The sequence below is a fragment of the Kribbella sp. CA-294648 genome (assembly GCF_050943845.1).
Lineage (GTDB): Bacteria > Actinomycetota > Actinomycetes > Propionibacteriales > Kribbellaceae > Kribbella.
Genome location: NZ_CP191981.1, coordinates 7,088,847 through 7,115,278, shown reverse-complemented (window position 1 = coordinate 7,115,278; position 26,432 = coordinate 7,088,847). Strand labels below are relative to the sequence as shown.

Annotated in this window: 29 protein-coding genes; 13 read left to right on the top strand and 16 right to left on the bottom strand. The window is 67.1% G+C overall.

The window, feature by feature from the left end; genetic code table 11:
- Positions 1-43: 43 nt before the first annotated feature.
- From ACQPYM_RS33720 to ACQPYM_RS33710, 3 genes are read left to right on the top strand one after another with little or no spacing between them, the layout of a single operon-like run.
- Positions 44-379, top strand: a complete 336-nt coding sequence (locus ACQPYM_RS33720) for a hypothetical protein (protein WP_433008620.1) — start codon at positions 44-46, stop codon at positions 377-379.
- 4 nt (positions 380-383) lie between these two features.
- The gene (locus ACQPYM_RS33715; RefSeq protein ID WP_433008617.1) at positions 384-869 is read left to right on the top strand and encodes a hypothetical protein; all 486 of its coding nucleotides are present in this window, start codon (positions 384-386) and stop codon (positions 867-869) included.
- 43 nt (positions 870-912) lie between these two features.
- Positions 913-1,206, top strand: coding sequence for a putative quinol monooxygenase (locus ACQPYM_RS33710; RefSeq protein ID WP_433008614.1), 294 nt, complete (start codon positions 913-915; stop codon positions 1,204-1,206).
- Here the strand turns inward: ACQPYM_RS33710 and ACQPYM_RS33705 are convergent.
- A complete protein-coding gene (locus tag ACQPYM_RS33705; protein WP_433008611.1) occupies positions 1,203-1,670 on the bottom strand; it encodes a DUF4440 domain-containing protein in 468 nt (155 codons plus the stop codon). The two genes, ACQPYM_RS33710 and ACQPYM_RS33705, sit on opposite strands and share 4 nt — an antisense overlap.
- 234 nt (positions 1,671-1,904) lie before the next feature.
- Here ACQPYM_RS33705 and ACQPYM_RS33700 point away from each other — a divergent pair, with 234 nt between their 5' ends.
- Positions 1,905-2,744 (top strand): Bax inhibitor-1/YccA family protein, encoded by an 840-nt coding sequence (locus ACQPYM_RS33700; RefSeq protein ID WP_433008608.1) that lies wholly within the window; start codon positions 1,905-1,907, stop codon positions 2,742-2,744.
- A gap of 172 nt (positions 2,745-2,916) precedes the next feature.
- Here ACQPYM_RS33700 and ACQPYM_RS33695 read toward each other — a convergent pair whose 3' ends face one another.
- The 3 genes from ACQPYM_RS33695 to ACQPYM_RS33685 form a co-directional block, all read right to left on the bottom strand.
- A complete protein-coding gene (locus ACQPYM_RS33695; protein ID WP_433008605.1) occupies positions 2,917-3,240 on the bottom strand; it encodes a hypothetical protein in 324 nt (107 codons plus the stop codon).
- Between the two features lie 249 nt (positions 3,241-3,489).
- The gene (locus ACQPYM_RS33690; protein WP_360284994.1) at positions 3,490-3,720 is read right to left on the bottom strand and encodes a DUF4287 domain-containing protein; all 231 of its coding nucleotides are present in this window, start codon (positions 3,718-3,720) and stop codon (positions 3,490-3,492) included.
- Positions 3,721-3,822: 102 nt separating this feature from the next.
- Positions 3,823-4,851 carry an SGNH/GDSL hydrolase family protein gene (locus ACQPYM_RS33685; RefSeq protein WP_433008601.1) on the bottom strand — a complete coding sequence of 343 codons (1,029 nt, stop codon included), beginning with the start codon at positions 4,849-4,851 and terminating at the stop codon, positions 3,823-3,825.
- A gap of 242 nt (positions 4,852-5,093) precedes the next feature.
- On the opposite strand from ACQPYM_RS33685, the gene ACQPYM_RS33680 reads away from it, so the two are divergent.
- Positions 5,094-6,467 carry a cystathionine beta-synthase gene (locus ACQPYM_RS33680; protein ID WP_433008598.1) on the top strand — a complete coding sequence of 458 codons (1,374 nt, stop codon included), beginning with the start codon at positions 5,094-5,096 and terminating at the stop codon, positions 6,465-6,467.
- 382 nt (positions 6,468-6,849) lie between these two features.
- On the opposite strand, the gene ACQPYM_RS33675 is transcribed toward ACQPYM_RS33680, so the two are convergent.
- The 3 genes from ACQPYM_RS33675 to ACQPYM_RS33665 form a co-directional block, all read right to left on the bottom strand.
- Positions 6,850-8,325 carry a flavin-containing monooxygenase gene (locus ACQPYM_RS33675; protein WP_433008595.1) on the bottom strand — a complete coding sequence of 492 codons (1,476 nt, stop codon included), beginning with the start codon at positions 8,323-8,325 and terminating at the stop codon, positions 6,850-6,852.
- A 34-nt stretch (positions 8,326-8,359) separates the two neighbouring features.
- On the bottom strand, positions 8,360-9,628 hold the full coding sequence (locus tag ACQPYM_RS33670) for a lactate racemase domain-containing protein (protein ID WP_433008592.1): 1,269 nt from the start codon (positions 9,626-9,628) through the stop codon (positions 8,360-8,362).
- Positions 9,629-9,689: 61 nt separating this feature from the next.
- The gene (locus tag ACQPYM_RS33665; protein ID WP_433008589.1) at positions 9,690-10,286 is read right to left on the bottom strand and encodes a TetR/AcrR family transcriptional regulator; all 597 of its coding nucleotides are present in this window, start codon (positions 10,284-10,286) and stop codon (positions 9,690-9,692) included.
- A 77-nt stretch (positions 10,287-10,363) separates the two neighbouring features.
- On the opposite strand from ACQPYM_RS33665, the gene ACQPYM_RS33660 reads away from it, so the two are divergent.
- Positions 10,364-11,107: an SDR family oxidoreductase gene (locus ACQPYM_RS33660; RefSeq protein ID WP_433008586.1), complete on the top strand. Its 744-nt coding sequence runs from the start codon at positions 10,364-10,366 to the stop codon at positions 11,105-11,107.
- 126 nt (positions 11,108-11,233) lie between these two features.
- Positions 11,234-12,622: an FAD-binding oxidoreductase gene (locus tag ACQPYM_RS33655; protein WP_433008583.1), complete on the top strand. Its 1,389-nt coding sequence runs from the start codon at positions 11,234-11,236 to the stop codon at positions 12,620-12,622.
- Here ACQPYM_RS33655 and ACQPYM_RS33650 read toward each other — a convergent pair.
- Positions 12,619-13,377: a hypothetical protein gene (locus ACQPYM_RS33650; protein WP_433008580.1), complete on the bottom strand. Its 759-nt coding sequence runs from the start codon at positions 13,375-13,377 to the stop codon at positions 12,619-12,621. The genes ACQPYM_RS33655 and ACQPYM_RS33650 overlap by 4 nt on opposite strands.
- 52 nt (positions 13,378-13,429) lie before the next feature.
- Here ACQPYM_RS33650 and ACQPYM_RS33645 point away from each other — a divergent pair, with 52 nt between their 5' ends.
- Positions 13,430-14,941, top strand: coding sequence for a phospholipase D family protein (locus ACQPYM_RS33645; protein WP_433008577.1), 1,512 nt, complete (start codon positions 13,430-13,432; stop codon positions 14,939-14,941).
- A gap of 1 nt (position 14,942) precedes the next feature.
- Here ACQPYM_RS33645 and ACQPYM_RS33640 read toward each other — a convergent pair whose 3' ends face one another.
- The 4 genes from ACQPYM_RS33640 to ACQPYM_RS33625 all read right to left on the bottom strand — a co-directional run bounded on the left by ACQPYM_RS33640 (position 14,943) and on the right by ACQPYM_RS33625 (position 18,953).
- Positions 14,943-15,662, bottom strand: coding sequence for a nucleotidyltransferase domain-containing protein (locus tag ACQPYM_RS33640; RefSeq protein ID WP_433008575.1), 720 nt, complete (start codon positions 15,660-15,662; stop codon positions 14,943-14,945).
- A gap of 41 nt (positions 15,663-15,703) precedes the next feature.
- Positions 15,704-16,204 (bottom strand): DinB family protein, encoded by a 501-nt coding sequence (locus ACQPYM_RS33635; RefSeq protein ID WP_433008572.1) that lies wholly within the window; start codon positions 16,202-16,204, stop codon positions 15,704-15,706.
- A gap of 851 nt (positions 16,205-17,055) precedes the next feature.
- Positions 17,056-17,910 (bottom strand): DinB family protein, encoded by an 855-nt coding sequence (locus tag ACQPYM_RS33630; protein WP_433008569.1) that lies wholly within the window; start codon positions 17,908-17,910, stop codon positions 17,056-17,058.
- A gap of 44 nt (positions 17,911-17,954) precedes the next feature.
- Positions 17,955-18,953, bottom strand: a complete 999-nt coding sequence (locus ACQPYM_RS33625) for a zinc-dependent alcohol dehydrogenase family protein (protein ID WP_433008566.1) — start codon at positions 18,951-18,953, stop codon at positions 17,955-17,957.
- A gap of 66 nt (positions 18,954-19,019) precedes the next feature.
- Here ACQPYM_RS33625 and ACQPYM_RS33620 point away from each other — a divergent pair, with 66 nt between their 5' ends.
- Both ACQPYM_RS33620 and ACQPYM_RS33615 read left to right on the top strand, forming a co-directional pair.
- A complete protein-coding gene (locus tag ACQPYM_RS33620) occupies positions 19,020-19,337 on the top strand; it encodes an ArsR/SmtB family transcription factor (protein WP_433008563.1) in 318 nt (105 codons plus the stop codon).
- 28 nt (positions 19,338-19,365) lie between these two features.
- The gene (locus ACQPYM_RS33615; RefSeq protein WP_433008560.1) at positions 19,366-19,692 is read left to right on the top strand and encodes a nucleoside triphosphate pyrophosphohydrolase; all 327 of its coding nucleotides are present in this window, start codon (positions 19,366-19,368) and stop codon (positions 19,690-19,692) included.
- A gap of 62 nt (positions 19,693-19,754) precedes the next feature.
- On the opposite strand, the gene ACQPYM_RS33610 is transcribed toward ACQPYM_RS33615, so the two are convergent.
- On the bottom strand, positions 19,755-20,222 hold the full coding sequence (locus ACQPYM_RS33610) for a cupin domain-containing protein (RefSeq protein WP_433008558.1): 468 nt from the start codon (positions 20,220-20,222) through the stop codon (positions 19,755-19,757).
- Between the two features lie 208 nt (positions 20,223-20,430).
- On the opposite strand from ACQPYM_RS33610, the gene ACQPYM_RS33605 reads away from it, so the two are divergent.
- Positions 20,431-20,967, top strand: a complete 537-nt coding sequence (locus ACQPYM_RS33605) for a DinB family protein (protein ID WP_433008555.1) — start codon at positions 20,431-20,433, stop codon at positions 20,965-20,967.
- A 45-nt stretch (positions 20,968-21,012) separates the two neighbouring features.
- Here the strand turns inward: ACQPYM_RS33605 and ACQPYM_RS33600 are convergent, their stop codons facing one another.
- Positions 21,013-21,372: a YciI family protein gene (locus ACQPYM_RS33600; protein ID WP_433008552.1), complete on the bottom strand. Its 360-nt coding sequence runs from the start codon at positions 21,370-21,372 to the stop codon at positions 21,013-21,015.
- A 257-nt stretch (positions 21,373-21,629) separates the two neighbouring features.
- On the opposite strand from ACQPYM_RS33600, the gene ACQPYM_RS33595 reads away from it, so the two are divergent.
- Entirely contained in the window at positions 21,630-22,061 is a 432-nt protein-coding gene (locus ACQPYM_RS33595) for a nitroreductase/quinone reductase family protein (RefSeq protein ID WP_433008549.1), read from the top strand.
- 1,028 nt (positions 22,062-23,089) lie between these two features.
- On the opposite strand, the gene ACQPYM_RS33590 is transcribed toward ACQPYM_RS33595, so the two are convergent.
- The gene (locus tag ACQPYM_RS33590) at positions 23,090-23,767 is read right to left on the bottom strand and encodes a hypothetical protein (protein WP_433008546.1); all 678 of its coding nucleotides are present in this window, start codon (positions 23,765-23,767) and stop codon (positions 23,090-23,092) included.
- A 962-nt stretch (positions 23,768-24,729) separates the two neighbouring features.
- Here ACQPYM_RS33590 and ACQPYM_RS33585 point away from each other — a divergent pair.
- Complete coding sequence (locus tag ACQPYM_RS33585) at positions 24,730-25,419, top strand: DUF6000 family protein (protein WP_433008544.1); 690 nt, start codon at positions 24,730-24,732, stop codon at positions 25,417-25,419.
- A 269-nt stretch (positions 25,420-25,688) separates the two neighbouring features.
- Here ACQPYM_RS33585 and msrA read toward each other — a convergent pair whose 3' ends face one another.
- Positions 25,689-26,327, bottom strand: coding sequence for a peptide-methionine (S)-S-oxide reductase MsrA (gene msrA, locus ACQPYM_RS33580; protein WP_433008542.1), 639 nt, complete (start codon positions 26,325-26,327; stop codon positions 25,689-25,691).
- Positions 26,328-26,432 lie beyond the last annotated feature (105 nt).

Here is a 26,432-nt window from a genome sequence, read left to right as displayed (position 1 = left end):
TAGAGCGGGGACGAGCGGACCTCAGGGCTGTCAAACTGGCGGGATGGAGGGGACACAGCCGCAGCAGTCTGAGGAGTCGACTGTCGATGCGCAGGCAGGCCGGGTGGGGATTTTCCGTCAGCTGTTCGACATCAACTCTTTTTACTCGGAGGAAGGGCGGCGGGGTTGGCGGCTCTGGCTCGTCCAGCTGGTTCTTTTCGGGGTGGGCAGCGGGGTCGGCTGGCTCGTCTGGCGGATCGTCGACGCGGATTCGGCGAGCGATCGGTCGTTCTTCGAGCGCATCCTCACGAACGCCTACATCTGGACCTGTCTGATCGTCACTGCCGTCTACGCACTCCGCGATTGGCTGGCCCGTCGGCGGAACGCCAAGCGCGCCTGAGTCCATGAGGTCGTTGCGGAGTTGGTTTGTTCGCGAGACGTCGCCTGGAGCAGTTGTCCAGGACGCGCCGGCGACCGAGATCCTCGGTGTCACGGACGATCCCCGGCACGATGTCGCGAGTGGCGGGACCGGGCTTTACGAGTTCCGGACCGCCGGCGGCGTACCGGTGTATTTGCATGACACCACGTTGACCAGCCTCGAGTGGCAGCCCGTACTGCGAAGGCTGGTGGTGCGGTTTGCGTACGACGATCCGCAGTGGACGCCGGCGGAGGCGGTCGACACCCCGGTCGTGGTGATGGCCTTCGACGACGTGGTGATTCGCGAATGGCGCCAGGATCACGAGGATGAGGAATCAGCTCCCGCGAACGTCGCCGGGCAGGTGAGTGATTTCTCGTACGACGGTGGTGACTCGTTCGGGTTGGTCACCTATCAGTCGGAGATCTCTTTCCGGGCGAAGCGGCTGACCGTTTCGGTGGAGCCTGTCCGATAGCGGCGAGGCTGTTCGTCGTACTGGGTGACGGAAGGAGTCGAGCGTGAATGTGATTGTGGCCGGCAAGGTGTACGTCGATCCGGCGGTGCGGGACCGTTTTGTGGCGGCGCATCGGGAGATTGTCGAGCGGGGGCGGGAATATCCGGGCTGCCTGGAATTGTCGGTTTCGCCGGATTCCGTGGAGCCGGGGCGGGTGAATATCTACGAGTACTGGGATTCGCACGACTCCCTGGATGCTTTCCGGGCGATCGCGCCGGCGCCGGCGGAGCGGATCGAAATGCTGGACATGCAGGTGCTCAAGCACGACGTGTCCAACACCAGAGGACCGTTCGACTAGGCGTCGATCGACAGGCCGGGCCGTTCGTCGTCCCAGGCGGCCGCGGAGATGCGCCAGCCGTCAGCACTGCGGATGAACTGCATCGTCTTCATGCCACGACCCGTGAAGGCGACGCCGTTCTGCACACCCTTCTTGGCATAGCTGCCCCACCAGTGCGCGATGTCCCCGAAAATCTCGGTCCGCCCGGTCTCGGCCCATTCACGGAAGTCGACCAGCGTGCCGCCCTCCAGCAACACCTGACGCGGAGCGATGAAGTCCTCAACCCCATAGACAGCGGGCTCGCCGCCACCAGTCCGCACGATCACAGCTTCCGCAAGAAACAGCTCCCGCAGTACGCCAAGCCGCTCGGCGCACCCCTCCCCAGAGGTGAACGCCCCGAAGAACGCATCCACCATCCCTTCAAGCTCAGCGCGGTCGGCGGCGATGGCGGCGTCGGGGGAGTCCATGGCGGCGGAGTCAGTCATCCGCCGATCGTAGATGTCCGCCTCGCCGGCATTGTCAGAGTGTCGTGAGAGCCGTTGACTGTCCGCCGACACCTGCGTCACACCTGCTGATCGGTTGGGTTTTGCAACTGGTTTCGTGGGGCGGGAGGGAATTGGTGGGGAACAGGGGGTGATCCTCAGGCGTTGTTAAGGGTGGGCCCGTAGTATCGGTGTACGACCCACAGCGGGTCGACAGTGGGTCATCAGGAGGATGACATGCAGAGCAGTAACCCGGTCCTGAACCGGTCGAGTGCATTTGCGCCTGGCCAAGGCCAGGCCTATCCCGGGGCCGCTCCGTACGGTCAGCCGGGTCCTTACGGTCAGCCCGGCCAGTACGGCGGGCCCGGTATGCCGCCCCAGCAGTACCAGGGCGCGCCGGCTGACAGCCGCCCCATGACGTTGGACGACGTCATCGTCAAGACCAGCATCACGCTCGGTGTCGTGGTCGCGGCCGCGGCGGCCGCCTGGGTCATGGTGCCGAACAACCTGGTCACGCCGGTGTTCCTGGCCGGCATGTTGCTGGCGTTCGCGCTCTCGATGGTGCTGTCGTTCTCGCGCCGGATCAATCCCGCGCTGGTGATGGTGTTCGCCGCCGCCGAGGGTGTGTTCCTCGGGATCGGCAGCAAGTTCATCGCCGCGTACGTCAATGACGCGGGCATCGTCGTCCAGGCGATCCTGGCCACGATGGTGACAGCGGCTCTGACGCTCGCGTCGTACAAGTACTTCGCGATCAAGGTGACGCCGAAGTTCACCAAGATGGTCATCATCGGCACGATGGGCTTCGCCGGTGTGATCCTGATCAACTTCATCGCCAGCATGTTCGGCTACAACTCCGGGATCGGCGGCTTCGGCCCGATGGGTCTGCTGTTCGCCGCGATCGGTGCCGGACTGGCGGTGTTCAACCTGATCCTCGACTTCGACATGGTCGAGCAGGGTGTCCGCGCCGGAGCCCCGCAGAACGAGGCCTGGCGCGCCGCCTTCGGCCTGACCGTCACGCTGGTCTGGCTGTACTGGAACCTGCTCCGGATCCTCGCGATCCTGCGCGGTGGCGACTGATCAGCAACTAGCGGCAGCAAGCTAGCCGACTGACACAAGGCCCGGCTCCTTCAGGTGGAGGAGCCGGGCCTTCGTCGTCCCCGGTACGCCGCGGGCAACACGCTAGGTGACGGACCGGGACTCGCTGGCCGCGCGTCGCGAAGCGTCAGTGGTCAGGCGAAGCGTCGACCGGTCAGGCGGGGTCGGTGAACGAGATCGGCTTGCCGGCGGCGCGGGCGTAGGCGATCTCGCGGCTCGTGGACTCACCGATGTACCCACCGGGGTTGACGACCAGAACCCGGTCAGCCAGGTCGATCTTGCGCATGTGAAGCGCGCCCAACGCGGCCTTCTGCTCGTCGCTGATGAGCCCGTCTGCTTCGTGATCCCCGGCGCGCGGAAAGACCCCTGGCGCCACGACGATGACGCCGGCCAAGGTCAGCTCACGGTTCGCCGCCTGCATCTCGTCCAGGAACCGGGCAGACCCGCAGATACACACAATCTCAGTTCGCTCAGCCACGACCCGACACCTTACGCAGCGAGTCCCGGGCGAACGAGTTTGCAGCGGATCCTCCCGGCCGGAAGCTCGCCGCGCGTGGGCACCCACCGCGACGTAGGAGCGGCAAAGGAGGGGCGGGTGGGAGCGGCCAGAGCTGGGAGCGGCGGCGGCGCGTGGGGGGTTCGTAGTACGGCCGCGGGAACAACGAAGACCTGCCCTTCCACCTGAAAGGGCAGGTCTCCGCGAAAAGTCAGTCTCCTGTTCGGCTCGTCAGCCCATTCGCCTTTGCGCTTTGACCAGGTCGTATTCGTGGACGATGGCTGTGGCGTGCCCGTGAGCGAGGGCGTACTCGCTGGAAAGCCATCTCACCCTGTCGTCGAAGCGCAGGAACGACGGTCCGTCGTTCATCAGTTTGAACCACTCATCCATCTCGCGTCCGGTGCACCGGGGCACCTTCTCCACCAGGCGTTGGTGCGTCTCCTCGGAGTGGTTCAAGCCCATCTTCGCCTCCCGTCATCGGGGTATCGCGTTGCTATCGACTGTGCCTCAGGAAAACGCCACAGACAAGACCTTCTTGATGAAAGTCAACGCTCAGCGGACGCTCTATTTCCCAACAGGCACAGCGTCCGGGGTGGATTCGGACGGCTCCTCGACGCGCTCGACCTCGGGATTCGGGTGCCGGCGGCGATGCCGCAACTCAGCCCAACGGCCCCGCGGACCGCGTTCGTGGCCGGCGACCTGAGCGGCCGCGACCTCGGTACCGGCGGTGCGAGCAGCCTGTACTGCGGCCTCCGCGATCGGCAGCACCGCTTCGCCCCGGAACGGCTCCGGGTGGACGAACGATTCCGGGCCGATCCCCATCGCGGCGGCCACCGAGGGCAGCAGCGCGGCCGCGGCTGCGGCGTACCCGGTGACGGAGGGGTGGAAGTTGTCCTCGCCCCACATCGACGGGTTGGTCCGGAAGGCCTCGCTGAGCAGTGAGCCCATCGACACCGTCCGGCCGCCGGCCTCGACCACGCTGATCGTCTGGGCCGCGGCCAGTCGCTGGCTCCACGAGCGCGCCACCTGGCGCAGCGGCGGCATGATCGGCCGGACGACGCCGAGGTCCGGGCAGGTGCCGACGACGACCTCGCAGTTCGCGGCGCGGAGCCGGCGTACGGCGGCGTCGAGCAGCCGGACCGAGGTGGACGGCGGCACCTGGGACTTCACGTCGTTGACGCCGATCAGGATCGCGGCCACGTGCGGGCCGGCCAGCAGGGCGTTGTCGACCTGACCGGCCAGGTCGATCGACTTGGCGCCGGTGCGCGAGACGTCGACCAGCCGGACCGGGCGCTTCGCCAGCTCGGCGAGACCGCAGGCGAGCAGGACGCCGGGGGTCTCGTCGGGTGAGGAGGTGCCGTATCCGGCGGCGCTGGAGTCGCCGATCATCGCGAGCGTGATCGGGTGACCTGGGTAGCGGCCGTACAGGCCGTCGCCCTTGGCCGGGTGAGCCTTCATCGGACCGATGACGCGCTTCGCGTACCGCGCTTCCGCGGTCAGTACGCCGTACAGCGTCGCCCCGATCAGTCCGAGTCCCCCGCCACCGAAGGCTGCGGCCTGGGCCAGTTTCTTCGCGGCCCGGGCTTTTGTCATACCCCAAGGATTACATGCTGTGAACACCACGCAAGCGAAATAGGCCATCGACGCGCTCAAGTGCCACCTCGGCGCTATCGCGTGGCGCTGGCGACGCCCAGGCACGCACCTCGCGGCGTTGGAGAAACGTCCACGATGCTGGGCATCGAGGACGCTTCTCCGCCTTGCGATGCACGCACCTGGACGCCGCCATCACTCACGCGATGGCGCCGAGGTGGCACTTGTCCCATACAGTGAGATACGTGCGCTACGTGAACTCACTCCTGGACCTGGTCGGCAACACGCCGCTCGTGCGGCTTTCGAAGACCACTGACGGCGCCAAGCCGCTGGTGCTCGCGAAGGTCGAGTACTTCAACCCGGGCGGGTCCGTGAAGGACCGGATCGCCGTCCGGATGGTCGAGGCGGCCGAGGCTTCCGGCGAGCTCAAGCCGGGCGGCACGATCGTCGAGCCGACGTCCGGCAACACCGGGGTCGGGCTGGCGATGGTTGCCCAGGCCAAGGGGTACAAGTGCGTCTTCGTCTGCCCGGACAAGGTCAGCGAGGACAAGCGCAACGTGCTGAAGGCGTACGGCGCGGAGGTCGTGGTCTGCCCGACCGCGGTCGCGCCGGAGCACCCGAACTCGTATTACAACGTGTCCGACCGTCTGGTCCGCGAGATCGAGGGCGCCTGGAAGCCGAACCAGTACGCCAATGTGAACAACCCGATCTCGCACTACGAGTCGACCGGTCCCGAGCTGTGGGAGCAGACCGAGGGCAAGATCACCCACTTTGTCGCGGGTGTCGGCACCGGCGGCACGATCAGCGGCACCGGCAAGTACCTCAAGGAGGTCTCCGGCGGTCGCGTCCAGATCATCGGCGCTGACCCGGTGGGCTCGGTGTACTCCGGCGGCAGCGGCCGGCCGTACCTGGTCGAGGGCGTCGGTGAGGACTTCTGGCCGGAAACCTACGACCGGAACATCGCCGACCGGATCATCGAGGTCTCCGACGCGGACTCGTTCGCGGTGACGCGACGGCTGGCTCGCGAAGAGGCGATGCTGGTCGGCGGTTCCGCCGGGATGGCGGCCGCTGCGGCGATCCGGCTGGCACACGAGCTGGACGACCCGGAGGCCGTGATCGTCGTACTGCTGCCGGACGGCGGGCGCGGCTACCTGACCAAGGTGTTCAACGACGAGTGGCTGGCGCAGTACGGGTTCCTGGCGCACGAGCGGCAGGGCGCGACGCTGGGCGAGGTGCTCGCCCGCAAGGACGGCAGCCTGCCGCCGCTGGTGCACACGCACCCGCACGAGACGATCGCCGAGGCGGTTGAGATCCTGCGCGAGTACGGCGTCTCGCAGATGCCGGTCGTCCGCGCGGAGCCGCCGGTGATGGCGGCCGAGGTGGCCGGCTCGGTGTCGGAGCGGACGCTGATGGACGCCCTGTACTCCGGCAAGGCGCGGCTCGCCGACATCGTCGAGCTGCACATGGACCCGGCGCTACCGTCACTCGGAGCGGGCGAGTCGGTCACGAAGGCGGTCGAGATGCTGGAAGGGCGCGACGCCCTGATGGTGCTCGACGACGGCAAGCCGGTCGGCGTGCTGACCCGGCAGGACCTGCTCGGTCACCTGTCCGTCGGCTGAGGTTTTCGGCTGGGGTCAGCGGTCGACGACGGTGGGGATGATGGCGATCAGGGCGGTGATCAGGACACCGCCGACGATGACTACTGTGCTGAGGATCTGGAGGAGGTTCATGCTCCAAGGATCCTTCGCCGGGTGATGGAAAACGTCGGTCCAAGGACCAGTCTTCTTCTCCACCCATAGTCGTAGGCCGGCCCTGAGCGGCTCCGACTTCAGTACTCCGGGGGGACCCTGAGAGTGCCGGACCGCCCCCACTCACAAACCTGCTCTCCGCGGGCCCGAACGCACCCCGCCACGCGTGGCTGGGCCTGGTCCGTGCCGGCTGGGCAAGGTTTGTGAGTGGGAGCGGTCCGCGCCCACCCCGTGCGGCGCGGCGTTGGCGGGGCTAGTGGGTGAGGACGTAGTCGGCGGGGTTGAGGCGGCGGGTTCGGTTCCAGTAGGAGATGGTGAACTTGGGCCAGATGGTGGAGTTGCGGCCCTGGGGGTCGAGGTACCAGCTGTTGCAGCCCGACTGCCAGACCGTGTCGTCGAGCTCGCTCTGGACCTCGGTGACGAACCGCTCCTGCGCCTCCTCTCGTACTTCGACCGACGACGCGCCTCTCCGCCGCAGCAGGTCTAGTGCCTGCATCACGTAGCGCACCTGCGCCTCGATCATGAACACCATCGAGGAGTGCCCGAGTGCGGTGTTCGGGCCGACCAGCAGGAACAGGTTCGGGTAGCCGGCCACCGTGATGCCCAGGTGGGCGCCGATGCCGTTCTGCTTCCAGGTGTCGGCGAGGTCGATCCCCTCGCGGCCGAGGATGCCGATCCGGGTCAGGTTGCCGGACACCTCGAACCCGGTGCCGAGCACGATCGTGTCGCACTCCCGCTCAAGCCCGTCGTCGGTCACCACACCGGTCGGCGTGACGCGGCTGATCCCGGTCGTCACCACCTCGACGTTGTCGCGCATCAAGGCCGGGTAGTAGTCGTTCGAAATGAGGATCCGCTTGCAACCGATCTGGTAGTCCGGCGTCAGCTTGGCCCGGAGTACGGGGTCGGTGATCTGCTTGCGGAGGTGGCGTTTGGCCTGCAGTTCTAGGCCCTTCATCAGCTTCGGGTTGGCCGCGAACCCGAGCCCGCGCGCCTCCAGCCCCCAGAAGATGACGTCGCGGATCGCCCGCTGCCCAGCCGGGAAACGGGAGTGCAGCGCCCGCTCACGCGGACCGATCGCGCGGTCCGGCTTCGGCGTGACCCACGGCGCGGTCCGCTGGTACACGTCCACCTGAGCGGCCTGCTCGGCGACCGGCGGGACGAACTGGATCGCCGAGGCCCCCGTCCCGATCACTGCCACCCGGCGCCCGGTCAGGTCGTGCTCGTGGTCCCACTGCGACGAGTGAAACGCCTTGCCGGCAAAGGAATCGAGCCCAACGATGTCGGGGTACTTCGGCTTGTGCAGGTTGCCCACACCGGCCACCAGGGCCTGCGTCTCGAGCGTCTCGGTGCCGTTGACCGTGACCGTCCACTGCCCGGTCAGCTCGTCGAACGCCGCCTCGGTGACGTCGGCGCCGTACCGGATCTTGTCGGCGATCCCGTACTTCGCGGCGCAGTGCTCCAGGTAGGCGAGGATCTCGTCCCAGGGCGCGAACATCCTGGTCCAGCGCGGGTTCTGCTCGAACGAGAAGGAGTACAGGTACGACGGGATGTCGCAGGCGCAGCCCGGATAGGTGTTGTCCCGCCAGGTGCCGCCGAGCCGGTCGGCCTTCTCCAGGATGACGAAGTTCTCGCAGCCGGCCTGGCGGAGTTTGATCGCCATGCACAGGCCCGCGAACCCGGACCCGACGATCGCGACCTCGACTGTTTGCGAACCTGCGCCGGCTGCCATAGCAGCGAAGGTTACCGGCCAGTCAGGTCCGGTGTCAGTGCTCTTCCGGGTCGAGTTTCAGCCGATGCAGGATCTCCCCGGCGTTCGGGATGACGAGGGTGTCCGGATCCTTCTCGTACTGCGCCAGGTCGAACCCCGCCGGATCCAGGTACCCGAGGTGGGCGCCGCGGACGACGTCTTCCGGGATGCCCGTCGCCAGCGTGACGTCGACGCGGCAGCGCTCGCCCTCGACCGGGCCCCAGGTACCTGCGCCGCGGAGGTGGGTCGAGTGGGCGAGCACACCCCAGTGCATCGACCGGAACCTGTCCCACTGGCCGAGGAAGTAGTCGCGGCAGTGGTACCCGAGCTGCTCGATCTCCGGATGCATAGCGGCCAGTTGGGTGATGTGCGGCGCGTAGAGGATGACCTCACCGCCGTCGGCGACGATCGGCTCGACCTTGTAGAACCCTTTGGCGGCCGTCCAGATGTCCTGGTACCGCGCTGGCATCAGCGACACGACGCGGCGTACCGGCTTGTCGAGGTAGCGGACGTGGGTCTGCGCGGAGACGGCAGCCGCTGCTTGCCAGGAGGAGGCGGTGTCGCCGAAAGCCACGGCGTGCAAGGCGTCCGTGCCGGATTGGGCGACGACGCTGAGGGCGAGTTTCTCGGCCGGGATAAGGGCGGCGGCCTCGTCGATCAGCGCGCGGACGGGGGTGATGCCCGGCGTACCGATGATGCCGGCGCTGGTGATGAGCGCGCCCAGCCAGTGGGACAGGTCGATCACCTCCTGGCCGGCGACGCCTGGGAAGAAGTACTTGTTGCCCCCGGAGAACCCGACCACTTCGTGCGGGAAGACCGGTCCCACGACGAGGGCGACATCGTGCTCGACGACCGCACGGTTGAGGCGGACCGGGACGGCCTCGTGGAGGAGTCCGCCGGAGATCTCGGCGACCCGGGACGCGCTGATGGTGCCGAGGTCGACGAAGGTCTCCTCCTTCCACCATTCGTGGTTCAGGACGGTCAGGTCGTCGTACCGGCCGCCGAGGTGGGCGGTCAGCTCGGCCGGCGACATCTCGGCATGGGTGCCTAGAGCAACGAGTACGGTCAGCCGGGAGACCTTGCCGGCCAGCGCGCTGTGGACGGCACCGAGCAGGAGCGGGAGGGGGCAGCTGCGGGTGGCGTCGGGGACGATGACGCAGACGCTTCGCCCGTCCAGTCCGGCGCCGGCCAACTGGTCGCGGATGAAATCGCTGACCTCACCGCCGGACAGCACCTGCCCGGCTCCACCCAGCACGGTCGCCCTCGGCACCTCCATCACACCCATCCCCAAAGCGTAGCGGGAAGCGATTGCCGAGCCTCGCCTCCGGAGAGGGGGATGCGGGCGGTCAGGTGGGCCAGGCTTTGAGGGCTGCGGTGGCTATGGCGGTCAGGTCTGCCGGGGTTGCGCCGTCGCGGGATTGCTGGGACATGCCCTGGAGGGTGGCGCCGGTGAAGAGGGCGAGGGTGCGGGCGTCGGCGGTCGGCGGGAGGATGCCTGCGTCGATGTCGGACTGGATGCGGGACTCCAGGGCCGCCACATTGGCGTTGCGCATGGCGCGGAGAGACTCTTCGACGTCGGCGGAGGCCGCTGAGCAGTTCTGGGCGGCGCTGATCACCAGGCAGCCGCGGGGGTGATCCGGTGACGTGTACTCCGCGGCCGCTTCGAGCAGCATGCGTGCGATCGCCTCCCGGGCGGTCGGTTCCTCTGCCAGCGCCTTCGCGGTGAACGAGCCGTGGGTCTGCTGGTAGCTCGCGACCGCCTCCTGGAAGAGCTGCCGCTTGTCGCCGAACGCGGCGTACAGGCTGGGCGCGCCGATCCCGAGCGCCGTGGTCAGGTCGCTGATCGAGGTCGCCTCGTACCCGTGCTCCCAGAAGGTCAGGGCCGCCTGCTCGAGCGCCGCCTGGCGGTCGAAGGAGCGCGGCCGTCCGCGTTGCGCTGTCATGCGAAACATTCTATAGCGCTCGCTACAAAACATGGTACGGTTCTTTCTGTAGTGATCACTAGAGAAAGGGCTCGAGGATGAAGAAGCTGCAGGGCAAGACGGCGCTGGTGACCGGTGGCAGCCGCGGGATCGGCCGGGCGATCTCGCTCCGGCTGGCGGCCGACGGCGCCCGCGTGGCGGTCCACTACGGCCGCAACGAGGTCGCCGCGAAACAGACGATCGCCGACATCGAGGCGGCCGGCGGCGCAGCGTTCGCAGTACGGGCGGATCTGGCGGCCGAGGATGCGGCGCGGACGCTCTGGGCCGCGTTCGATGCGCAGGCTGACGGGCTCGACATCCTGGTGAACAACGCGGGGATCGGCAAGCAGCAGCCGCTCGCGGACGTCACACCCGAGTGGTTCGACGAGTTGTTCGCGGTGAACGCCAAGGCGCCGTTCTTCCTGATCCAGCAGGGTCTGTCGCGGTTGCGCGATGGTGGCCGGATCATCAACATCGGCTCTGGCGTGACCCGGATCGCGTTCCCCGCCGACACGGCGTACTCGATGACCAAGGGTGCGCTGAACATCCTGACGCTTGCCTTGGCCAAGGAACTCGGGCCACGCGGGATCACCGTCAACACGGTTGCCCCAGGCATCATCGAGACCGAGATGAACGGCTGGCTGGCCGACCCGGCCGCGGCCGCCTCCGCAGCGGCGTACTCGACCTTCAACCGCGTCGGCCAACCCGCCGACGTCGCCGACGTGGTCGGGTTTGTTGCCTCTGACGACGCTCGCTGGGTGAGTGGCCAGTACCTCGACGCAACCGGCGGCTCCCAGCTGTAGTCAACCGGAAACCCTTGGTAGGCAAGGGATTACCGGCCCGTAAGGGATGAGCCGTTGACCGGTTCGGCCGCCGGGGAGCACGATCGGCGTGTCCACTGGGGAACAGCTGAGCGAGGGGGAGTTCCCATGTCCGACACGATCGCGCGTACGCCAGGAGCTCACCGGGGACGGCCGGACGGGTTCGGGGGAGTGGTACTGCGGCCGGGCGATCCGCCGTACGACGAGGCCCGATCGGTGTTCAACGCAATGATCGACAAGCGGCCGGGCGTGATCGCGCAGTGCGAGTCGGCCGCCGATGTCGCCGCAGCGGTCCGGTACGGCGTCGCTGAGGGACTCGAGATCGCGGTCCGCGGCGGCGGTCACAGCGTTGCCGGCGCATCGGTGACGGACGGCGGTGTGGTCGTCGACCTGCGCAAGATGCGGTCGGTCCAGCTCGATCCGGAGGCCAAGCTTGCCCGGGTGGCTGGTGGCGCCACCTGGGCGGACCTTGACGGAGCCTGCCAGCGGTACTGGCTGGCGACGACCGGCGGCCGGGTTTCGACGACGGGGGTTGCAGGGCTGACGCTCGGGGGCGGGTCGGGCTGGCTGGAACGCAAGTTCGGCCTGGCCTGCGACAGCCTGGTGTCGGTGGAGCTGATCACCGCGGACGGGCAGCTGGTGATCGCCGACGAGACCAAGAACACCGAACTGTTCTGGGCCTTGCACGGCGGTGGCGGCAACTTCGGGATCGCGACGGCGCTGACGTTCAAGCTGCGGCCGCTGACGTCCGCGACCTTGATGCTGCTGTTGTGGCCGGCTGACGCGGGGCCCGAGGTGATCCGCCGGTATCGCGACCTGTTCGAGGCCGGTGCGCCCGAGGAACTCGGTGGTGGCGTGATCTTCCTGACCGGGCCGCCGGAGCCGTTCGTACCGCTGCATCTGCAGGATGAGCGGCTGATCGCCGTAGCTGCCGTCCACGCGGGGCCGGAGGACGAGGCGCGGGAGCTGTTCGCGCCGATGTTCGACCTCGGGCCGGAAGGCGTGATGGTCGCCGAGATGCCGTACGCCGAGATCCAGTCCTCGCTGGACGATCCGCCGGGTCTGCGCAACTACTGGTCGGCCGAGCATCTGACCGAACTGCCGGACGAGGCGATCAAGGCCTTCTGCGACCGGGACGCCGATCGGCCGCACCCGTCGCCGTCACAACAGGCGCTCTTTCCGTGGGGCGGTGCCGTGGCCCGAGATGCCGGCAAGTGGCCGTTGCCGCACCGGAACGCCGCCTGGGTGGTGCATCCGTTCGGACTGTGGATGGATGCGGCCGATGACGAGCGCGGGATCGAATGGGCGCGGAACGTCTGCGCGCACCTGAAGCCGTGGTCGACCGGTGCGGTGTACCTGAACTTCATCGGCGACGAGGGGCATGGCCGGGTGGTCGCGGGCTTCGGTCAGGAGAACTACGACCGGCTGGCGCGGGTGAAGGCCGAGTTCGATCCCGGCAACGTGTTCCACCTGAACCACAACATCTTGCCCGCTTAGGAGACCAGCTCAGAGGTGACGGTGGTCCGCTTCAGGCGCGACCACTGGAGACCGACCACGATCAGGTACGCGGCGACGCCGAGCGGCGCGATCCAGAGCTGGTAGAAGGGAAACTTGCCGGAGGCAACGCTCACCACGAAGATCACGGCGTACGTGACGAGACCGGCGACGGTGCCGCGCCGACGGGAGTCGCGGGCGGTGCTGGGCAGCGGACCGTTGCCGCGATCAACTTTCGTCGCGAGAGCGGCCAGACCGGCGACCATTGCGACGGCCATGACCAGCGCGCCCGGAGGTCCGCCGAGGATCGCGGCGAACACGTTGGCGCCGGCGTACAGGCCGAGGGCCAGGAAGGTGAGGCCCCCGCCGATCCCGAGATGCCAGAGTCGGCGGGTGCGGAGGTTGACGGCTTCCGCGGAACGCGGGATGCCTGGCGGCTCGGCCAGCCGCCGAAGTACGCAGTACAGGCCGAACGCGGTGAAGGCGGCGGTGAGGACGAAGATGATCGTCAGGACCGTCGAGCGGGTGGGCGAGATGAACTGGTGGACCTCGCTGCCGTAATCGCACGCCGCGTGCGGAGGCAGCCACTGCGTGGTGATCCGTAGACCATCGCCCTCGGCTAGTGGGAACGCCTCCAGGCAGTCGCGGTCCGGATCGAACCAGCTCGGCATCGAGGCCGACACTGCCAGACTCCACCCCAGCATCGACAGCAGTCCGAGCACGAACACGCTGCCCGCTCTACGCCTCACCAGATCCACGCCTCCACCTTCTCACCAGTTCGGGATCGCTCCGGGCGGGTACCGGGTGCCGGTGAGCGACTGGTTCCTGACCGCCGCCGAGCGAGGAAATCCCGCGACCGAGCTCGACCGCGCCTGGTCGACCGGCAACTCGGTGCGCCTGCTGGTCCACGGAGCCGTCTACTTCCAGCGCCTGTACGACGAACTGCGCGGGCTCTCGCGCGGCGATCGCGTCTACTTCACCGACTGGCGCGGAGACGCCGACGAGCGGCTGACCGAGGACGGGCCGGCGATCGGCGATCTGCTCTGCGACCTGGTGCGCAAGGGGGTCGAGGTCCGCGGGTTGCTCTGGCGGTCGCACTCGGACCATCTGCGGTTCAGCGCGCAGGAGAACCAGCGGCTCGGGACCGAGCTCAACGAGGCCGGTGCTGAGATCCTCCTCGATCAGCGGGTCCGCAGGCTGGCCTCCCACCACCAGAAGCTGTTCGTCATCCGGCACAAGGGGGCGGCGGCCTCGGATGTCGCGTTCGTGGGTGGGATCGATCTGTGTCATCAGCGCCGGGACGACCGGCGGCACCTGGGCGATCCGCAGCAGGCGCCGATGGACCCGAAGTACGGTCCGCGGACGCCGTGGCACGACGCGATGCTGGAACTGCGAGGGCCGGTGGTCGGGGACGTCCTGCTCACCTTCGTCGAGCGCTGGGACGATCCGCATCCCCTCGACCGGCGGACGCCGTACCGGATGTTCGTGCAGCGTAAGGAGAGGATGCCGCGCCACCCGTCGAAGCTGCCCGAGACGTTTCCGGATCCGCCGGAGGCGGGGCAGCACGCAGTACAGCTGCTGCGGACGTACGGGCACAAGCATCCGCCCTTTCGCTTTGCTCCGAAGGGGGAGTACAGCGTGGCGCGCGCCTACCGGAAGGCGTTCGGGCGGGCGCAACGGCTGATCTACTGCGAGGATCAGTACCTGTGGTCGGCAGTGGTTGCCGACGGCATCCGTGAGGCGCTGGAGCGGTCGCCGGAGTTGCGGGTGATCGCGGTGGTGCCGCGGTACCCGGATGCGGGCGGACGGATCAGCGGACCGCCCGAGTGGTACGGGCGGCTGCAGGCACTGGAGACTCTGCGCTCGGCGGCGCCGGACCGGGTCGGGGTCTACGACCTGGAGAATGCGGAGAGTACGCCGATCTACGTGCACGCGAAGGTGTGCGTAGTCGACGACGAGTGGTTCACCTGTGGGTCGGACAACTTCAACCGGCGCTCCTGGACGAATGACAGCGAACTGACGTGTGCTGTGGTCGGCGAGGGACTGGCGCGCTCGGTGCGGTCGGAGCTCTGGTCGGAACACTTGGGTGGCGAGCCGCAACTCGATCCGGTGGAGGGCTTCGAGCAATGGAGGTCGGTCGCCGCCGCGCTGGATGCCTGGCATTTTTCGGGCCGGATTGGGCCGCGTCCGCCGGGCCAGATCCGGTCCCATGATCCCGCCCCGCTCGGACGGCTGACCAAGCTGTGGGCGCGCCCGCTGTACAACCACCTCTACGACCCGGACGGCCGCCCCCGAAAGCTCCGCCGGCACAACGACTTCTGATTCAGTTTCCTGACAGGTGGAAGCCGGCGAAGAGGCGGCCGCCGTGTGGGGTGAGGATGGCGTCGACGGTTGCTGTCAGTGCTTCCGGGTTGCCGTTTGCGGCTGCGCGCATCGCGGCGGGGAGGGCGGTCACGTAGTCGGTGGCGTGCTTTGTGTCGTACGCCGTGAGCTCCCGCAGGAGGCCTTTGCCTGTGCCGGTCCAGTGGTGGGAGCCGGTGAGTAGCAGGGCGGCGGCTTCCTGCCAGAGGATCGAGGCGACGGCGGTTCTCACGTCGTTGCTGTCGGCACCGATCAGGTCCTCGAGGAGGTCGGTGATCTTGTAGCGCAGCAGCTGGAGTTCGGTGTTCGTCAGGGGTGGTGGGCCGGCCTGGATCTGGGCTTTGCCGCTCTCCTGCCATCGGGTCGCGGAACCGTCGGTGTCGAGCAGGATGATGGTCTCGCCGATCAGGCGCATCATCGACGGCTGGCGGCGTTGGCGGTCCTTCTCGCAGTACGTGGCAAGTGAGGCTTCGGTGTGGACGAAGAGTTCGACCGGCCAGGCGGCGTACTGGAGTGATTCGCGGAGCGGCGCCGGCGGGCCGGGGAGGAGCACGGTGATGTCGAGGTCGGAGGTTGTGGTCGCGGTGCCGCGGGCGACGCTGCCGCCCAGCCAGGCGGCGCGCGCCTGCGGGTAGCGCTCCTTCACCAACTGGCGGGCGAGGTCTACCGCTTCGTCGAGCATCCGGTCAGTCTCGCGGAGCGGGTGTGGGATCTCCAATGGCTTTAGAGCGGGTCCTGGCCGAGCTCGGTGCGGCCGTCGATGAGTTCGCGGGCGGCGTCCAGGTGGCCGAGGTGGCGGGCGGTCTCCTCGATCATGTGCAGGACGATGAAACGCAGGTCGGTGATCAGCGCGGTGTCACCCTGACCGTGGTCGCCGACGGGGACGGTGGACAGCGGCAGGGTTTCCAGTACTGAGTCCGCGCGGGCGATCTGGTCGCGGTAGAACGCGAAGACGGTCTCGGCCGAGTGTGGGCTGGTGAACGCGTCGCCGTCCTTCTCGTCGGGATCGTCCGGGTCGTCCGGGTCGTCCGGCCAGGGGAGCGGACCTGCGGACCCGAGCGCGACCTCTTGGAACCAGTGCCGCTCCGCGTGCGCGAGGTGCTCGATCATGCCGAGCATTGTCCAGCCAGAAGGCAGCACCGCGGTCGCCAACTGCTTGTCATCGAGCCCCGCCACCACCTCGAACACCCGATCCCGCTGAGCATCCAGAAACGAGATCAACATCCGATCCACGCCATCCATCCCCATACCCCGCATTCTGCTCCACCCCACCGACAAACCACCCGCGATCGCCCGGCGCCGGGACCGGCCCGCGAGCCCCCGGTACCCAGCTACCAGCGGAGTGCGCCGGCCCATCTCAGGACGGCTAGGCGGGGACGGCTAAGGGGGACCGGCTAGGCGGGGACGGCTAAGGGGGACCGGCTAGGCGGGGACGGCTAAGGGGGACCGGCTAGGCGGGGACGGCTAAGGGGGACCGGCTAGGCGGGGACGGCTAAGGGGGACCGGCTAGGCGGGGACGGTCAGGCCGGGGCGGCTTCGCGGGGATGGCTACGCCGGCCCGGCGGCTTGGCGGGGACGGCTACGCCGGCTTGGGCGAACGGCTCGACCAGCACCGTGTAGTGCTCCTGCGCGATGCGCTCCCGCTTGAGCAGCGCCCGGGCCGCGATGACCGTCGTGCTGACCGCATCCGAGAACAGGTACTGGCGCTAGTCGTCCAGCTCGTCGGCCCGCGGTAGGAGAGCCGACCGAACCGCGTGGCTCACCGCCGAGAACTCCGATGCGGACAGCACCTTGCTTGTCACGCGTCCACCGGCGGCACAAGGCAGAGCGACCATCGGGTGAAGGCATTACTACTCGGCGGACGCCGGCAGCAGCCACCGCGGTGGCTGTCCGCCGCATGACTGCGGCGAGAACCCAAGGCTTCGCCGACCAGGCCGGCCAGCGCCTCCGGCGGCACAGGCAGAGCGACCATCGGGTGAAGGCATCAATCAACTACTCGGCGGACGCCGGCAGCAGCCACCGCGGTGGCTGTCCGCCGCATGACTGCGGCGAGAACCCCAGGTCGTTCGCCCAAGCTAGGCGGTGTGGGTTCGCTCGAGGGTAGCGAGGTCGCGTTCGGCGTACTGGCGGTGCTGGTATTCCTCGTTGAGGACGATCGAGAGGCATTCGCGGATCGGGTAGCTGATGGGATGGGGCCAGCCCGATGCTCCGGTCACCGGGGTGGTGTCGCCGGCCAGTTGGTCCTCGGTGAGTTGGTCGACGTACCGGCGTACGGTCGCCATCCGGTCCTTGCGCAGGGCAAGCGCCTCGTCCAAGGTCGGGCGGGCGGCGCGATCTCGCGGTACGCCGGGCATGTCCGGCATCTCGTCCCATGGCAGGTCGAGCGGATGCCACGGTGAGGGGTCGCCCAGGATCGCGCGGCGTACCCAGGCATCGGTGGCGAAGGCGAGGTGGCGCAGCGTCTCGATGAAGGACCACTCGCCGTTCACGCTCTCGTGCAGGGCCTCCGGTGGCAGCGCTCTGGCCCGCGCGACCGTCTCGTCCCAGCGCCGCTCCAGCAGATCCCACGCTTCCCGGAAGCCGGTGGGGTCGGTGGGACGCATCTTGGGCCGGTCGGGATCACGCCGGTCGAGCTCGGCCTCGACCAAGGGTGCGACGTCGACCCCATTGATGGTGACGTTCTGGACCTCGCCGGTGATCCGCACGTCCGTCAGCTCCACGCCGCGCAGTTCGGCGCCGTGCAGGTTGACGTCGCGAAGCAGGGCCCCGTCCAAATTGACGCTGCGCAGTACCGAATCGCTCAGATCGACGTCGCGCAGTACTGCGCCGCTCAGGTCCACGCGCTCGAACTGTGCCCCCGGCAACTTCGCCGAGCGGAACTGTGCGTCCCGCAGCGTGACCTCTTCGAAGATGCCGGAATCCTCAGTCATACCTCGCACGGTAGAGCAGCACCCGGACAATTTCCCGCCCTGATTCAGCGAGAGGTTGTGACCACGATCTTGCCCACGTGCGTGTTGGCCTCGAGGTGCCGGTGGGCCTCGACGATGTCCTCCAGCGGGAAGGTGCGATCGACGACCGGCCGGAACCCGCCCGACCGCAGACCCGTGCTGACAAAGGCGACAGCCCGGCGCAGCCGCTCAGGATCGCGACTGATCTCGTGAACCGTGTAGGTGCGCAGGTTGAGCGCAGGCATCCCGAGCTCGAATCCCGGGTACGGCGTCGGCTGCCCGCTCGCCGCACCCCACAGGAAGAGCGTCCCGTCGGCAGCGACGGCGCGCGCCAGATCGACCACGCCCGGCCCCGCCACCGCATCGAACACGTACTCCGCGCCGCGCCCGCTCGTCAGCGCCAGGATGCGGCCCGCCACGTCCTCTTCGTCCGAAATGATCACCTCGGCAGCACCCTCGTCGAGCAGCCGCTGGCTCTTGCCGCTGGTCCGAGTGACGGCGACCGGTGTGGCGCCCAGTCGGTTCGCGGTGTGGATCGCCGCCAGCCCGACGCTGCTCGACGCCGCGTTGATCACGACCACATCGCCCGCCCGGACACGGCCGACCTCGACCATCGCGCCGTACGCCGTGAGGTAGGGCATCCAGACCGCCGCACCCGATACGGCGTCGACCGACTCGGGGCGGGGGAGCAACGCGGTCACCGGCGCGAGCGCGCGTTCGGAGTACTGGGGGTAGTCGTTCTGGGAGAAGTTCGGGATGACGCTGACCGGTTGCCCTTTTGTGAACCCGCTGACGCCGGGGCCGAGTGCCTCGATCACGCCGGCTGATTCGCTGCCCAGGCCGGCGGGGAACTGCTTGACCGGCTCGATGTACTGACCGCTGCGGAAGAGGATGTCGGCCCGGTTCAGCCCGATGGCTTCGACCCTGAGGAGGACCTCACCCGGGCCTGGTTGGCCGGGCTCGACGTCGTCGAGTCGCAGTACGTCGGGCCCGCCTGTCTCCTGAAACCGCACGGTGATCGCCATGCGCTCCAGGGAACCCCAGAACTATGACGACTGTCAAACTATGATGGCTGTCGTACTATGGAGCACATGGGCCGTACGTCGCACCACCCCGAGCTGTCCGAGTTCGACCTCCAGCAGGTCCTGGAGGCGCTCGTCGACCCGGTCCGCCGCAGCATCGTCCAGCAACTCGATGCCGCCGGCCACGACATCAAGTGCGGCGACTTCGACCTGTCCGTCCACAAGTCCACCGCCACCCACCACTTCAAGGTCCTCCGCGAGGCCGGCCTGATCCGCCAGTACTACGTAGGCACCTCCCGCCTCAACACCCTCCGCCGCGAAGACCTCGACCAGGCGTTCCCCGGCCTCCTCACCGCCATCACCACACCTCAACCGGCAGCGCACTAGCGGCCGCGGGATGCGGGAGTATGCGCAGATGCATGAACCACCGTCCACCGCCGGCAAGTTGATCAGAGACCGGATCCCCGAGATTGTCCGGGCCAAGGGCGAGGAGTTGGTGACGTACCGGGCCGACGCGGCCGAGTATCGCCGCAGGCTTCGCGACAAGTTGCTGGAGGAGGTCGACGAGTTCCTGACGGCCCAGCCGGACGAGGCGATCGAAGAACTCGCTGATGTGCTCGAGGTCGTCTATGCGCTGGCCGCCGATCTGGGAGCCGACTCGTCCACCTTGGATCGGGTCCGCCGCGACAAGGCAGTCGCCCGAGGCGCCTTTGCCGAGCGACTCGTCTGGACCGGCTCGTAGTACTTGGAACTGGAATGAGTATGTGATCAGCCAAGAGATCCGCGATCCGCCGATGAGCGGACTCAGAGATAGCTCTCCGGCACCGGCCCAAGAACATCCACCTGGCATCGGGCTGCGATCTCGTCCAGTAGTTCCGGCGTCGCCGAGTCGGTTGCTACTGCGTCGGCCAACTCCTCGAAATACTGGACCATGGCGGCAGGCGAGAAGAGATTCAGCTTCTTACCAGGACCCGCCGAAACGACCTTGAACGTGTGGGGCGTGGCTCTTGGTACGTAGACAAAAGTTCCGGGCGGACACAGGGTTTGCTGCTCCTCGATGAACATCAAGTATTCACCCTCAAGCACAAAGAACGCCTCGGCAGCATCACGATGAAGGTGGAGTGAGGGACCAAACTCCGGTGGCTCACTTTGCGTCTGCAGCAGAGTGAACTGGCCAGCTGTCTGCGTAGATGTTGCCAGGACTTCGGCCTCGAAGTTGCCCAGATCGAGATGCCGGCCCTGGCCAGGAGGAACGATGAACGCCTCGTTCATGGTTGACATGGTGCTCCTGGCGCATGCTGATCGCAACCAGCTCACATGGCCACACCGTGCGCTGTGCCCCCATCCGGAGCTGCCGCAATCCGTGCTTTCACCTGTCGCAGCTCACCTGGCGGACAAGTGTCGCGCAGCACCCGACGGAGGACAGAACTGGAATGAGTAGAGGTCAATAGTTGTCCGCTACTGCTTCTAGGGTCGGAGTATGACGACAGCGATTGAGCAGCAGAACGTGACGGGCGAGCGGGCCGACATCCTGGACTTTCTCGGGAAGCACCGGTACTTCCTGCGGTACACCGCGCAGGGTCTCTCCGACGAGCAGGCGAACACGCGCAGTACCGTCAGCGCGCTGACGATCGGCGGGCTGATCAAGCACGTCACCGCGGTCGAGCGGAACTGGGCCGAGTTCGCCCAGGCGGGTGGCGGCCAGCAGGTGCCCGAGGAGATCGAGTTCACCCCGGAACGGATCGCCGAGTGGGAGAACCAGTTCCGCCTCGCCGAGAGCGAGACGCTCGCCGGCGTACTGGCGGAGTACGAGAAGGTCGCGGCCGCCACCGACGAGCTCGTCCGCACCCTCGACCTCGACACCACCTACGAGCTCCCGGCCGCCCCCTGGCAACCCCCGGGCGTCTTCTGGTCGGTACGCCGCGTCTTCCTCCACATCACCGCCGAAACCGCCCAACACGCCGGCCACGCCGACATCATCCGAGAGTCCATAGACGGCCAGAAATCCATGGGCTGACCGACCCAGAACCCGGCCGGCGTTGCTGGCCGGGTTCTCGCCTGTTCAATCGGTCTGTTCGGGGTCGTACATAAATTTGCGCACGTCCTGCGCGCAACGACAGGCAACCGCGGTCTTGGCCGCCCACTTCAATGCGTCCTCCCGCGTGGGTACGTCGACGATCATCACCCCGCCGATGACCTCCTTGCTCTCCGGATACGGACCGTCCGTCACGAGCCCGCCCGTGTCGACCACCGCGTGCTCAACGTCGTTGTCGTCGTAACGCAGCCCACCGGCGAAAACGAACACCCCGGCATCCTTGGCCTCCTGCACCACCGCATGACTGACCCTGCTCACCTCCGGGAAGTCCTCCACGGGGATGTGGTCCATCGCGCCCTTCTCGAACGAGATCAGGTACTTCGGCATCGCACCACTCCTAGGTCCCAGGCAGCCTTCTCCAACCGCCACTCACCCCTACTACGAACGCCCACCACAGATTCCGACACGCTACTGAAAAATTCTCCGCCCGTCGGTTGGGACTGCGCATTCCATCTTCGTGCCCACAGATCAAGCGGTTGCGTCAAGCGCGACATTACTCACAGCCGAAAGTGGCTCAGGGCGTGCCGAAATAGGTCATACGATGGCCAGGGGCGAGAACTTCTCGGCCCTTGAACGGAGTGGTGATGACGGAAAACAAAATCGACTTCCGCGTATTCAACAAGGACGTCATCGAAGAATTTCGCAGTAATGCCGGAAAGGTCGGCGGGGTGTTCGACGGCATACCCCTGGTCCTCATCATCACGAAAGGCGCAAAGACCGGCGAGGATCGAGTGAGCCCGCTCGCCTACTACGCCGACGGCGACCGCATCGCCATAGCCGCCACGTACGCCGGCTCCGACACGCATCCCGCGTGGTACCACAACCTGGTCGCCAACCCAGACCTCGTGGTGGAAACCGGCACCGACACCTACGAGGCAACGGCGGCGGAGGTCAAGGGCGAAGAACGCAACCGACTGTTCGCCGGCTTGGTAGAGACCAACCCCCGCCTCGGCACCTACAGAACTCTGACCACCCGCAAGATCCCCGTCCTGGCAGTAGAACGCAAACGCCGCTAGCCAGTAGGCGAGGCTTGGGATTTGGCCCCGCTTCGGCGTCTGATGGAGATCCAGGTCCAAAGCGTGTCAATAACGAACACGAAGCACCAGATCCGACTCCAAAACTTCAGCAGAGTCGAGTTCTCCCGGTCATTGCCGAACAACCAGTTCCACCGAGGAGTCCCCTCAGGGATGCCGTCCTGAATAGCATCCAGCGGCCAAGACTGCCCAATCACCACCAACACGACCTGCCCCACCACAAACAACCCCAAATGCCCAACCCAACGCTTCCGGGAATACAGATTCTCCGCCTGCACCTCATCCCGCTCGTCCTCGTGCCTCGGACCATCCTGTCCACTCGCCACGATCGCCCCTCCCTCTGTAGCCGGGCTGTTTTCACACGATCGTAACAATACCGAGGCTCAAGACGCCGTTAGCCGAACCTGGACGGTGAGTGCAGCCCGCCGAGCGCGCCTCATGCAGCCACGCCCGTGGGCTTGAGTGTCCCGAGCGACAGGATGTAGCCCGCACGACCGCGGTTCCGCACGCTCACGGACCACGCCGGCAGTCCGGAATCAGGCACTACGTCCTGTCGCTCGGCACACCCGCCCTCACGACGGCAGCCGCGGCACCCCCGGCGCGAGGCACATGACGCGCTGATGGATGTGATGTGTTGCTGCAGGGACGTGAGTGCCGGCGGGACGACCGACCTAGCGCTCGGAAAGGTAGGCCGGTGTGCGTCCGTCAATCCCGGCAGGCGAAGCCGCTCTCGTCCGCCGGGAGCGGGGACCAGTCGGTGGGTGCTACTCGTAGGAGATGCTCACCTGTTCGCCCACCGAGCCATCCGGATTCCTAACGATTCGGCGCGTGGTGTCGGCCGGCAATACCCCGGCAGTACCGTCGGTCGGCGCGACTGGTGCCATGACCGGATTACCCTCATCGTCCAGCACCACCCGACCGTCTTCCCCAGCCACTGGCGCCATAGACCCGGGCACGAACGTCCCAGGTTCTTCCTCCCACCATGGCTGCGACGAGTAGCCGTGGCCCGGCTATTCGCCGTCCAGCCAGGCGTTGGTGCGGGTGGCGTGGACTGCGCCGGTGAAGGCGACCGGGATCTTGCCGTGCGACGTGATCGCGGTCGCCGTGCCGTTGGCCTTGCTGAAGGCGTATTGGTAGCCGGAGTCGGTGTTGTGGTCGATGCCCACGACGATGGACCCGTAGTTGTTGCCGCAGTGCTCGACCTGGAGCGACTCGAAGGAGGACCAGCCGGCCTTGCGGATCAGCTTGACGACCGGCTTCGCTGTCGCGGTGGTGGGGATGCGGATTGTGTAGAGCGCGCCGGCGGTGGTCGTCATCAGGAGCGTGTCGTACGTCGGCTGCTGGCTGATCATCGCCATCGCCTTGAAGCTCTTGAACCCACCGAACGAGCCGTATGCCTTGTATCCGATGCCGTTCGCCGCGTACCGGTAGAGGCTCCCATTGGTGTTCAGGCCGTACAGGAACGAGTGCTTGTGACCGAGCGGGTCGGCGTAGTTCGAGGTGGCGATCGCCTTGAAGCTCGTCCACCCGCCGCCGAGCTTCGTCGCGGTCACCCGTGCCCGGCTACCCGGCGGGGTGATGGTCGAGTGCCGGTACAAGTTCCCGCCTTGCAGCAGCAGCCCGTAGGAGTACTGCTGACCCTGACGCGTCGTCGACATGTGCCAGGTCGACATCGCCCTGACCGGCACGAACTGCGCAACCTCAAAGCGATCCCAGACTCGCGGCGGCTTTGCAGCGAGGATGTCAGCCTCCTGCACGGCGTTCGCGCTGTCAGTCCAGACAATCCGATTGATGCACGGCACCGAATCGGCAACAGCAGCCTGCGCCGGCCCTGATAATCCGCTGGCCACCAACACTCCGACCCCACCCAGAACCAACCCGAGTCGCCGCACGCCCATCGCCCCGCCCCTCCACAATCCTGAACCCCGGACCGCAGACGATAGCGCCCCCTCCGGACCAACCACCCATCCTCTGCCACTTCCTGCAAACGAAAGCGGCCCCCACTACCCGGTGGGGGCCGCCTTCAAAGCGAAGGGATTGGGGCGGCGCGAGCGACGCGGGTCCGGTTGGCGTCACGTGAGGCCGCCGTTGGGCTCGGGTGGGCGCAAAACTGCGGCCCGCCGTATGAGTACGGGTGGGTGCGAGACGCCGACCCGGGTCCGCGATGCGGGTTGGATCCGCATCGCGGGGAGTTCGCTATGGGTTCGGGCGGGTGCGACGCTCCAGTCCGATTTACGAGTACGGGTGGGGCGATGGGCCTAGCTTGGGAACGGTACGCCGGTGTTGCTGTGGCAGCGGTAGCCGTTGGGGTTTTTGTGGAGGTACTGCTGGCGGTAGCAGTACCACGGAGGCGACAGAAGGTCCTTGTAGCGGGAGGACGCCGTGTCTGACTTGAAGTAGTCGGCGGACCCCTGCCCGGAGGTTTTGTTCCCAGCCGTCACATCTCCAGCAGTCACTGCACGCTCGGTCCGAGCTTGTCGCGGACCGCAGCTGACACTACGACGTTCCACGTACCGTCACGATCGTTCCTCCCGGTGATCTCCAGGTCGAACCGTAGTGGTTGCCGGGGACGGATCGCGGCGGGTCGGTCGCACGGAGTATTGGTCGGGCCTTCGCTCTTCCTCTTGACAGTTCTGGGAGGCTGGGCGCCATGCCAGAGAGCCGCACGTGGAAGAAGGGGGAGCGCCGCACTCCGGAAGAACGCCTTGATCAACTGGTCTTTCGGTGGCTGACTCCGACCTGGCGCTATCCACGCCTGCGGGGTGTCAAGGCTTTCGTCATGCCGCGCCCTCGGCAGCGATGGTTCCAGTGGCGCCTGTACAGAGCGGGCCGTCGAATCCCCGCCGCCGACGCGATCGTGCTGCTCGAATCCGGCGCGCGGACAGGGATGGTCGCCACCTGGCTCATCGCGGCCGGACGACGTGAGGATCTGCGTCCAGCTATCGAACGTGGCTTCGTCGGCGAGATGCCGTACGGGTTGGGGTGGGACTACTGCCGCACGCTGGCCTGTCTGGGCACCGACGAAGATGCCCGGATACTCGTCACTTACCTGGAGCGGGCTTTGGCCCTGCCGCCCGATGAAAGCGATTCGAATCCCTTGCAAGCCGGTGCTCTCGTCGCGCTTGAGTACCTCGACGAGAAGCTCGGCACCGAGTATGCGCAACGGTTCACTGCCCCCGGCGGGCCGTGGGAGCGTTGGCCCGGTTCCGAGGGCGAACCCTGGACCAGCGATCTGGAGCCAATCCGGGCCGAGGTTGCCTTCGCTTGCGGCCAGGACCCCGGCTATCGCCGGCAGACGAAACTCGAACGAGCCGAGGCCAAGCGCAACCGCCGATCGTAGGCGATCAGCTCACCGGATCGGCTGGGTGAGGGTGGGGGGAAGGGGCAGGCCGGCCTTGGTCAGGGTGTGTCAGGCGAAGTGGGTTGGAGCGTCGACTCGCCGCCGGCAGTACCGCTTCGCCCGTCTGGTTCGAGTGCAACGATGCGATTCCGGGTCGGCAAGGTGCGGGCCCACGCGATACGGGTTGGTCCGCATCGCGGGGGCCTCGCTATGGGTTCGGGTGAGCTCAACGCTCCAGCCCGGAACGTGAGTACGGGTGGGGGAATCTGCTAGCCCGGGAACGGCACCCCAGTGTTGCTGTGGCATCTGTAGCCGTTCGGCACCTTGTGTAAATACTGCTGGTGGTAGGCCTCGGCGTAGTAGAAGGTGTCGGCTGGGGCTATTTCGGTGGTGATGTCGCCGTAGCCGAGGGGCTTGATGACTGGGGCGTAGAGGTCGCGGGTTCGTTCGGCCTCTGCCTTCTGCTCCTCGGTGGTGTAGTAGATCGCCGAGCGGTACTGGGAGCCGAGGTCGTTGCCCTGGCGCATGCCCTGGGTTGGGTCGTGGGTTTCCCAGAAGACCTTCAGCAAGTCGGTGAAGGTGGTTTTCGACGGGTCGTAAACCACCCGAACAGCCTCGGTCTGGCCGGTGCGGCCGCTGCAGACTTCCTCGTACGTCGGGTTCGGGGTGTAGCCGCCGGCGTAGCCGACTGCGGTGGTGTAGACCCCGGGCTGCTGCCAGAAGATCTCCTCGGTGCCCCAGAAGCAGCCGGTGCCGAACCAGACCTCCTCGAACCCTTCGGGGGCGGGTGCGGTCTGCGGCGTACCCAGCACGATGTTCTCCGCCGGTACGGCGAATGTGGGCTCCGGCCGGCCCGGCAGGGCGGCCTCCGGCTCGACCAGGGCTGTCTTGTGGTTGAAGAACGACATCTCACGCCTCTCGCAGAGTGACTCTCATAGTCTCCCAACGCCACACCCGGAGCGAACCTTCCCCCAGCCGATTACGGGACGTTTACGTCCAACCGGCCAAGCGAG

Coding starts and splice junctions, on each gene's coding strand:
- ACQPYM_RS33660 (WP_433008586.1), top strand. CDS start 10,364: ATGAAGAAGCTGCAGGGCAAGACGGCGCTGGTGACCGGTGGCAGCCGC.
- ACQPYM_RS33720 (WP_433008620.1), top strand. CDS start 44: ATGGAGGGGACACAGCCGCAGCAGTCTGAGGAGTCGACTGTCGATGCG.
- ACQPYM_RS33700 (WP_433008608.1), top strand. CDS start 1,905: ATGCAGAGCAGTAACCCGGTCCTGAACCGGTCGAGTGCATTTGCGCCT.
- msrA (WP_433008542.1), bottom strand. CDS start 26,327: ATGTCGTTCTTCAACCACAAGACAGCCCTGGTCGAGCCGGAGGCCGCC.
- ACQPYM_RS33670 (WP_433008592.1), bottom strand. CDS start 9,628: ATGGGTGTGATGGAGGTGCCGAGGGCGACCGTGCTGGGTGGAGCCGGG.
- ACQPYM_RS33685 (WP_433008601.1), bottom strand. CDS start 4,851: ATGACAAAAGCCCGGGCCGCGAAGAAACTGGCCCAGGCCGCAGCCTTC.
- ACQPYM_RS33640 (WP_433008575.1), bottom strand. CDS start 15,662: ATGCTCGACGAAGCGGTAGACCTCGCCCGCCAGTTGGTGAAGGAGCGC.
- ACQPYM_RS33595 (WP_433008549.1), top strand. CDS start 21,630: ATGACGGAAAACAAAATCGACTTCCGCGTATTCAACAAGGACGTCATC.
- ACQPYM_RS33585 (WP_433008544.1), top strand. CDS start 24,730: ATGCCAGAGAGCCGCACGTGGAAGAAGGGGGAGCGCCGCACTCCGGAA.
- ACQPYM_RS33715 (WP_433008617.1), top strand. CDS start 384: ATGAGGTCGTTGCGGAGTTGGTTTGTTCGCGAGACGTCGCCTGGAGCA.
- ACQPYM_RS33635 (WP_433008572.1), bottom strand. CDS start 16,204: ATGTTGATCTCGTTTCTGGATGCTCAGCGGGATCGGGTGTTCGAGGTG.
- ACQPYM_RS33675 (WP_433008595.1), bottom strand. CDS start 8,325: ATGGCAGCCGGCGCAGGTTCGCAAACAGTCGAGGTCGCGATCGTCGGG.
- ACQPYM_RS33610 (WP_433008558.1), bottom strand. CDS start 20,222: ATGAACGAGGCGTTCATCGTTCCTCCTGGCCAGGGCCGGCATCTCGAT.
- ACQPYM_RS33630 (WP_433008569.1), bottom strand. CDS start 17,910: ATGACTGAGGATTCCGGCATCTTCGAAGAGGTCACGCTGCGGGACGCA.
- ACQPYM_RS33690 (WP_360284994.1), bottom strand. CDS start 3,720: ATGGGCTTGAACCACTCCGAGGAGACGCACCAACGCCTGGTGGAGAAG.
- ACQPYM_RS33625 (WP_433008566.1), bottom strand. CDS start 18,953: ATGGCGATCACCGTGCGGTTTCAGGAGACAGGCGGGCCCGACGTACTG.
- ACQPYM_RS33605 (WP_433008555.1), top strand. CDS start 20,431: ATGACGACAGCGATTGAGCAGCAGAACGTGACGGGCGAGCGGGCCGAC.
- ACQPYM_RS33705 (WP_433008611.1), bottom strand. CDS start 1,670: ATGACTGACTCCGCCGCCATGGACTCCCCCGACGCCGCCATCGCCGCC.
- ACQPYM_RS33615 (WP_433008560.1), top strand. CDS start 19,366: ATGCATGAACCACCGTCCACCGCCGGCAAGTTGATCAGAGACCGGATC.
- ACQPYM_RS33655 (WP_433008583.1), top strand. CDS start 11,234: ATGTCCGACACGATCGCGCGTACGCCAGGAGCTCACCGGGGACGGCCG.
- ACQPYM_RS33620 (WP_433008563.1), top strand. CDS start 19,020: ATGGGCCGTACGTCGCACCACCCCGAGCTGTCCGAGTTCGACCTCCAG.
- ACQPYM_RS33665 (WP_433008589.1), bottom strand. CDS start 10,286: ATGACAGCGCAACGCGGACGGCCGCGCTCCTTCGACCGCCAGGCGGCG.
- ACQPYM_RS33600 (WP_433008552.1), bottom strand. CDS start 21,372: ATGCCGAAGTACCTGATCTCGTTCGAGAAGGGCGCGATGGACCACATC.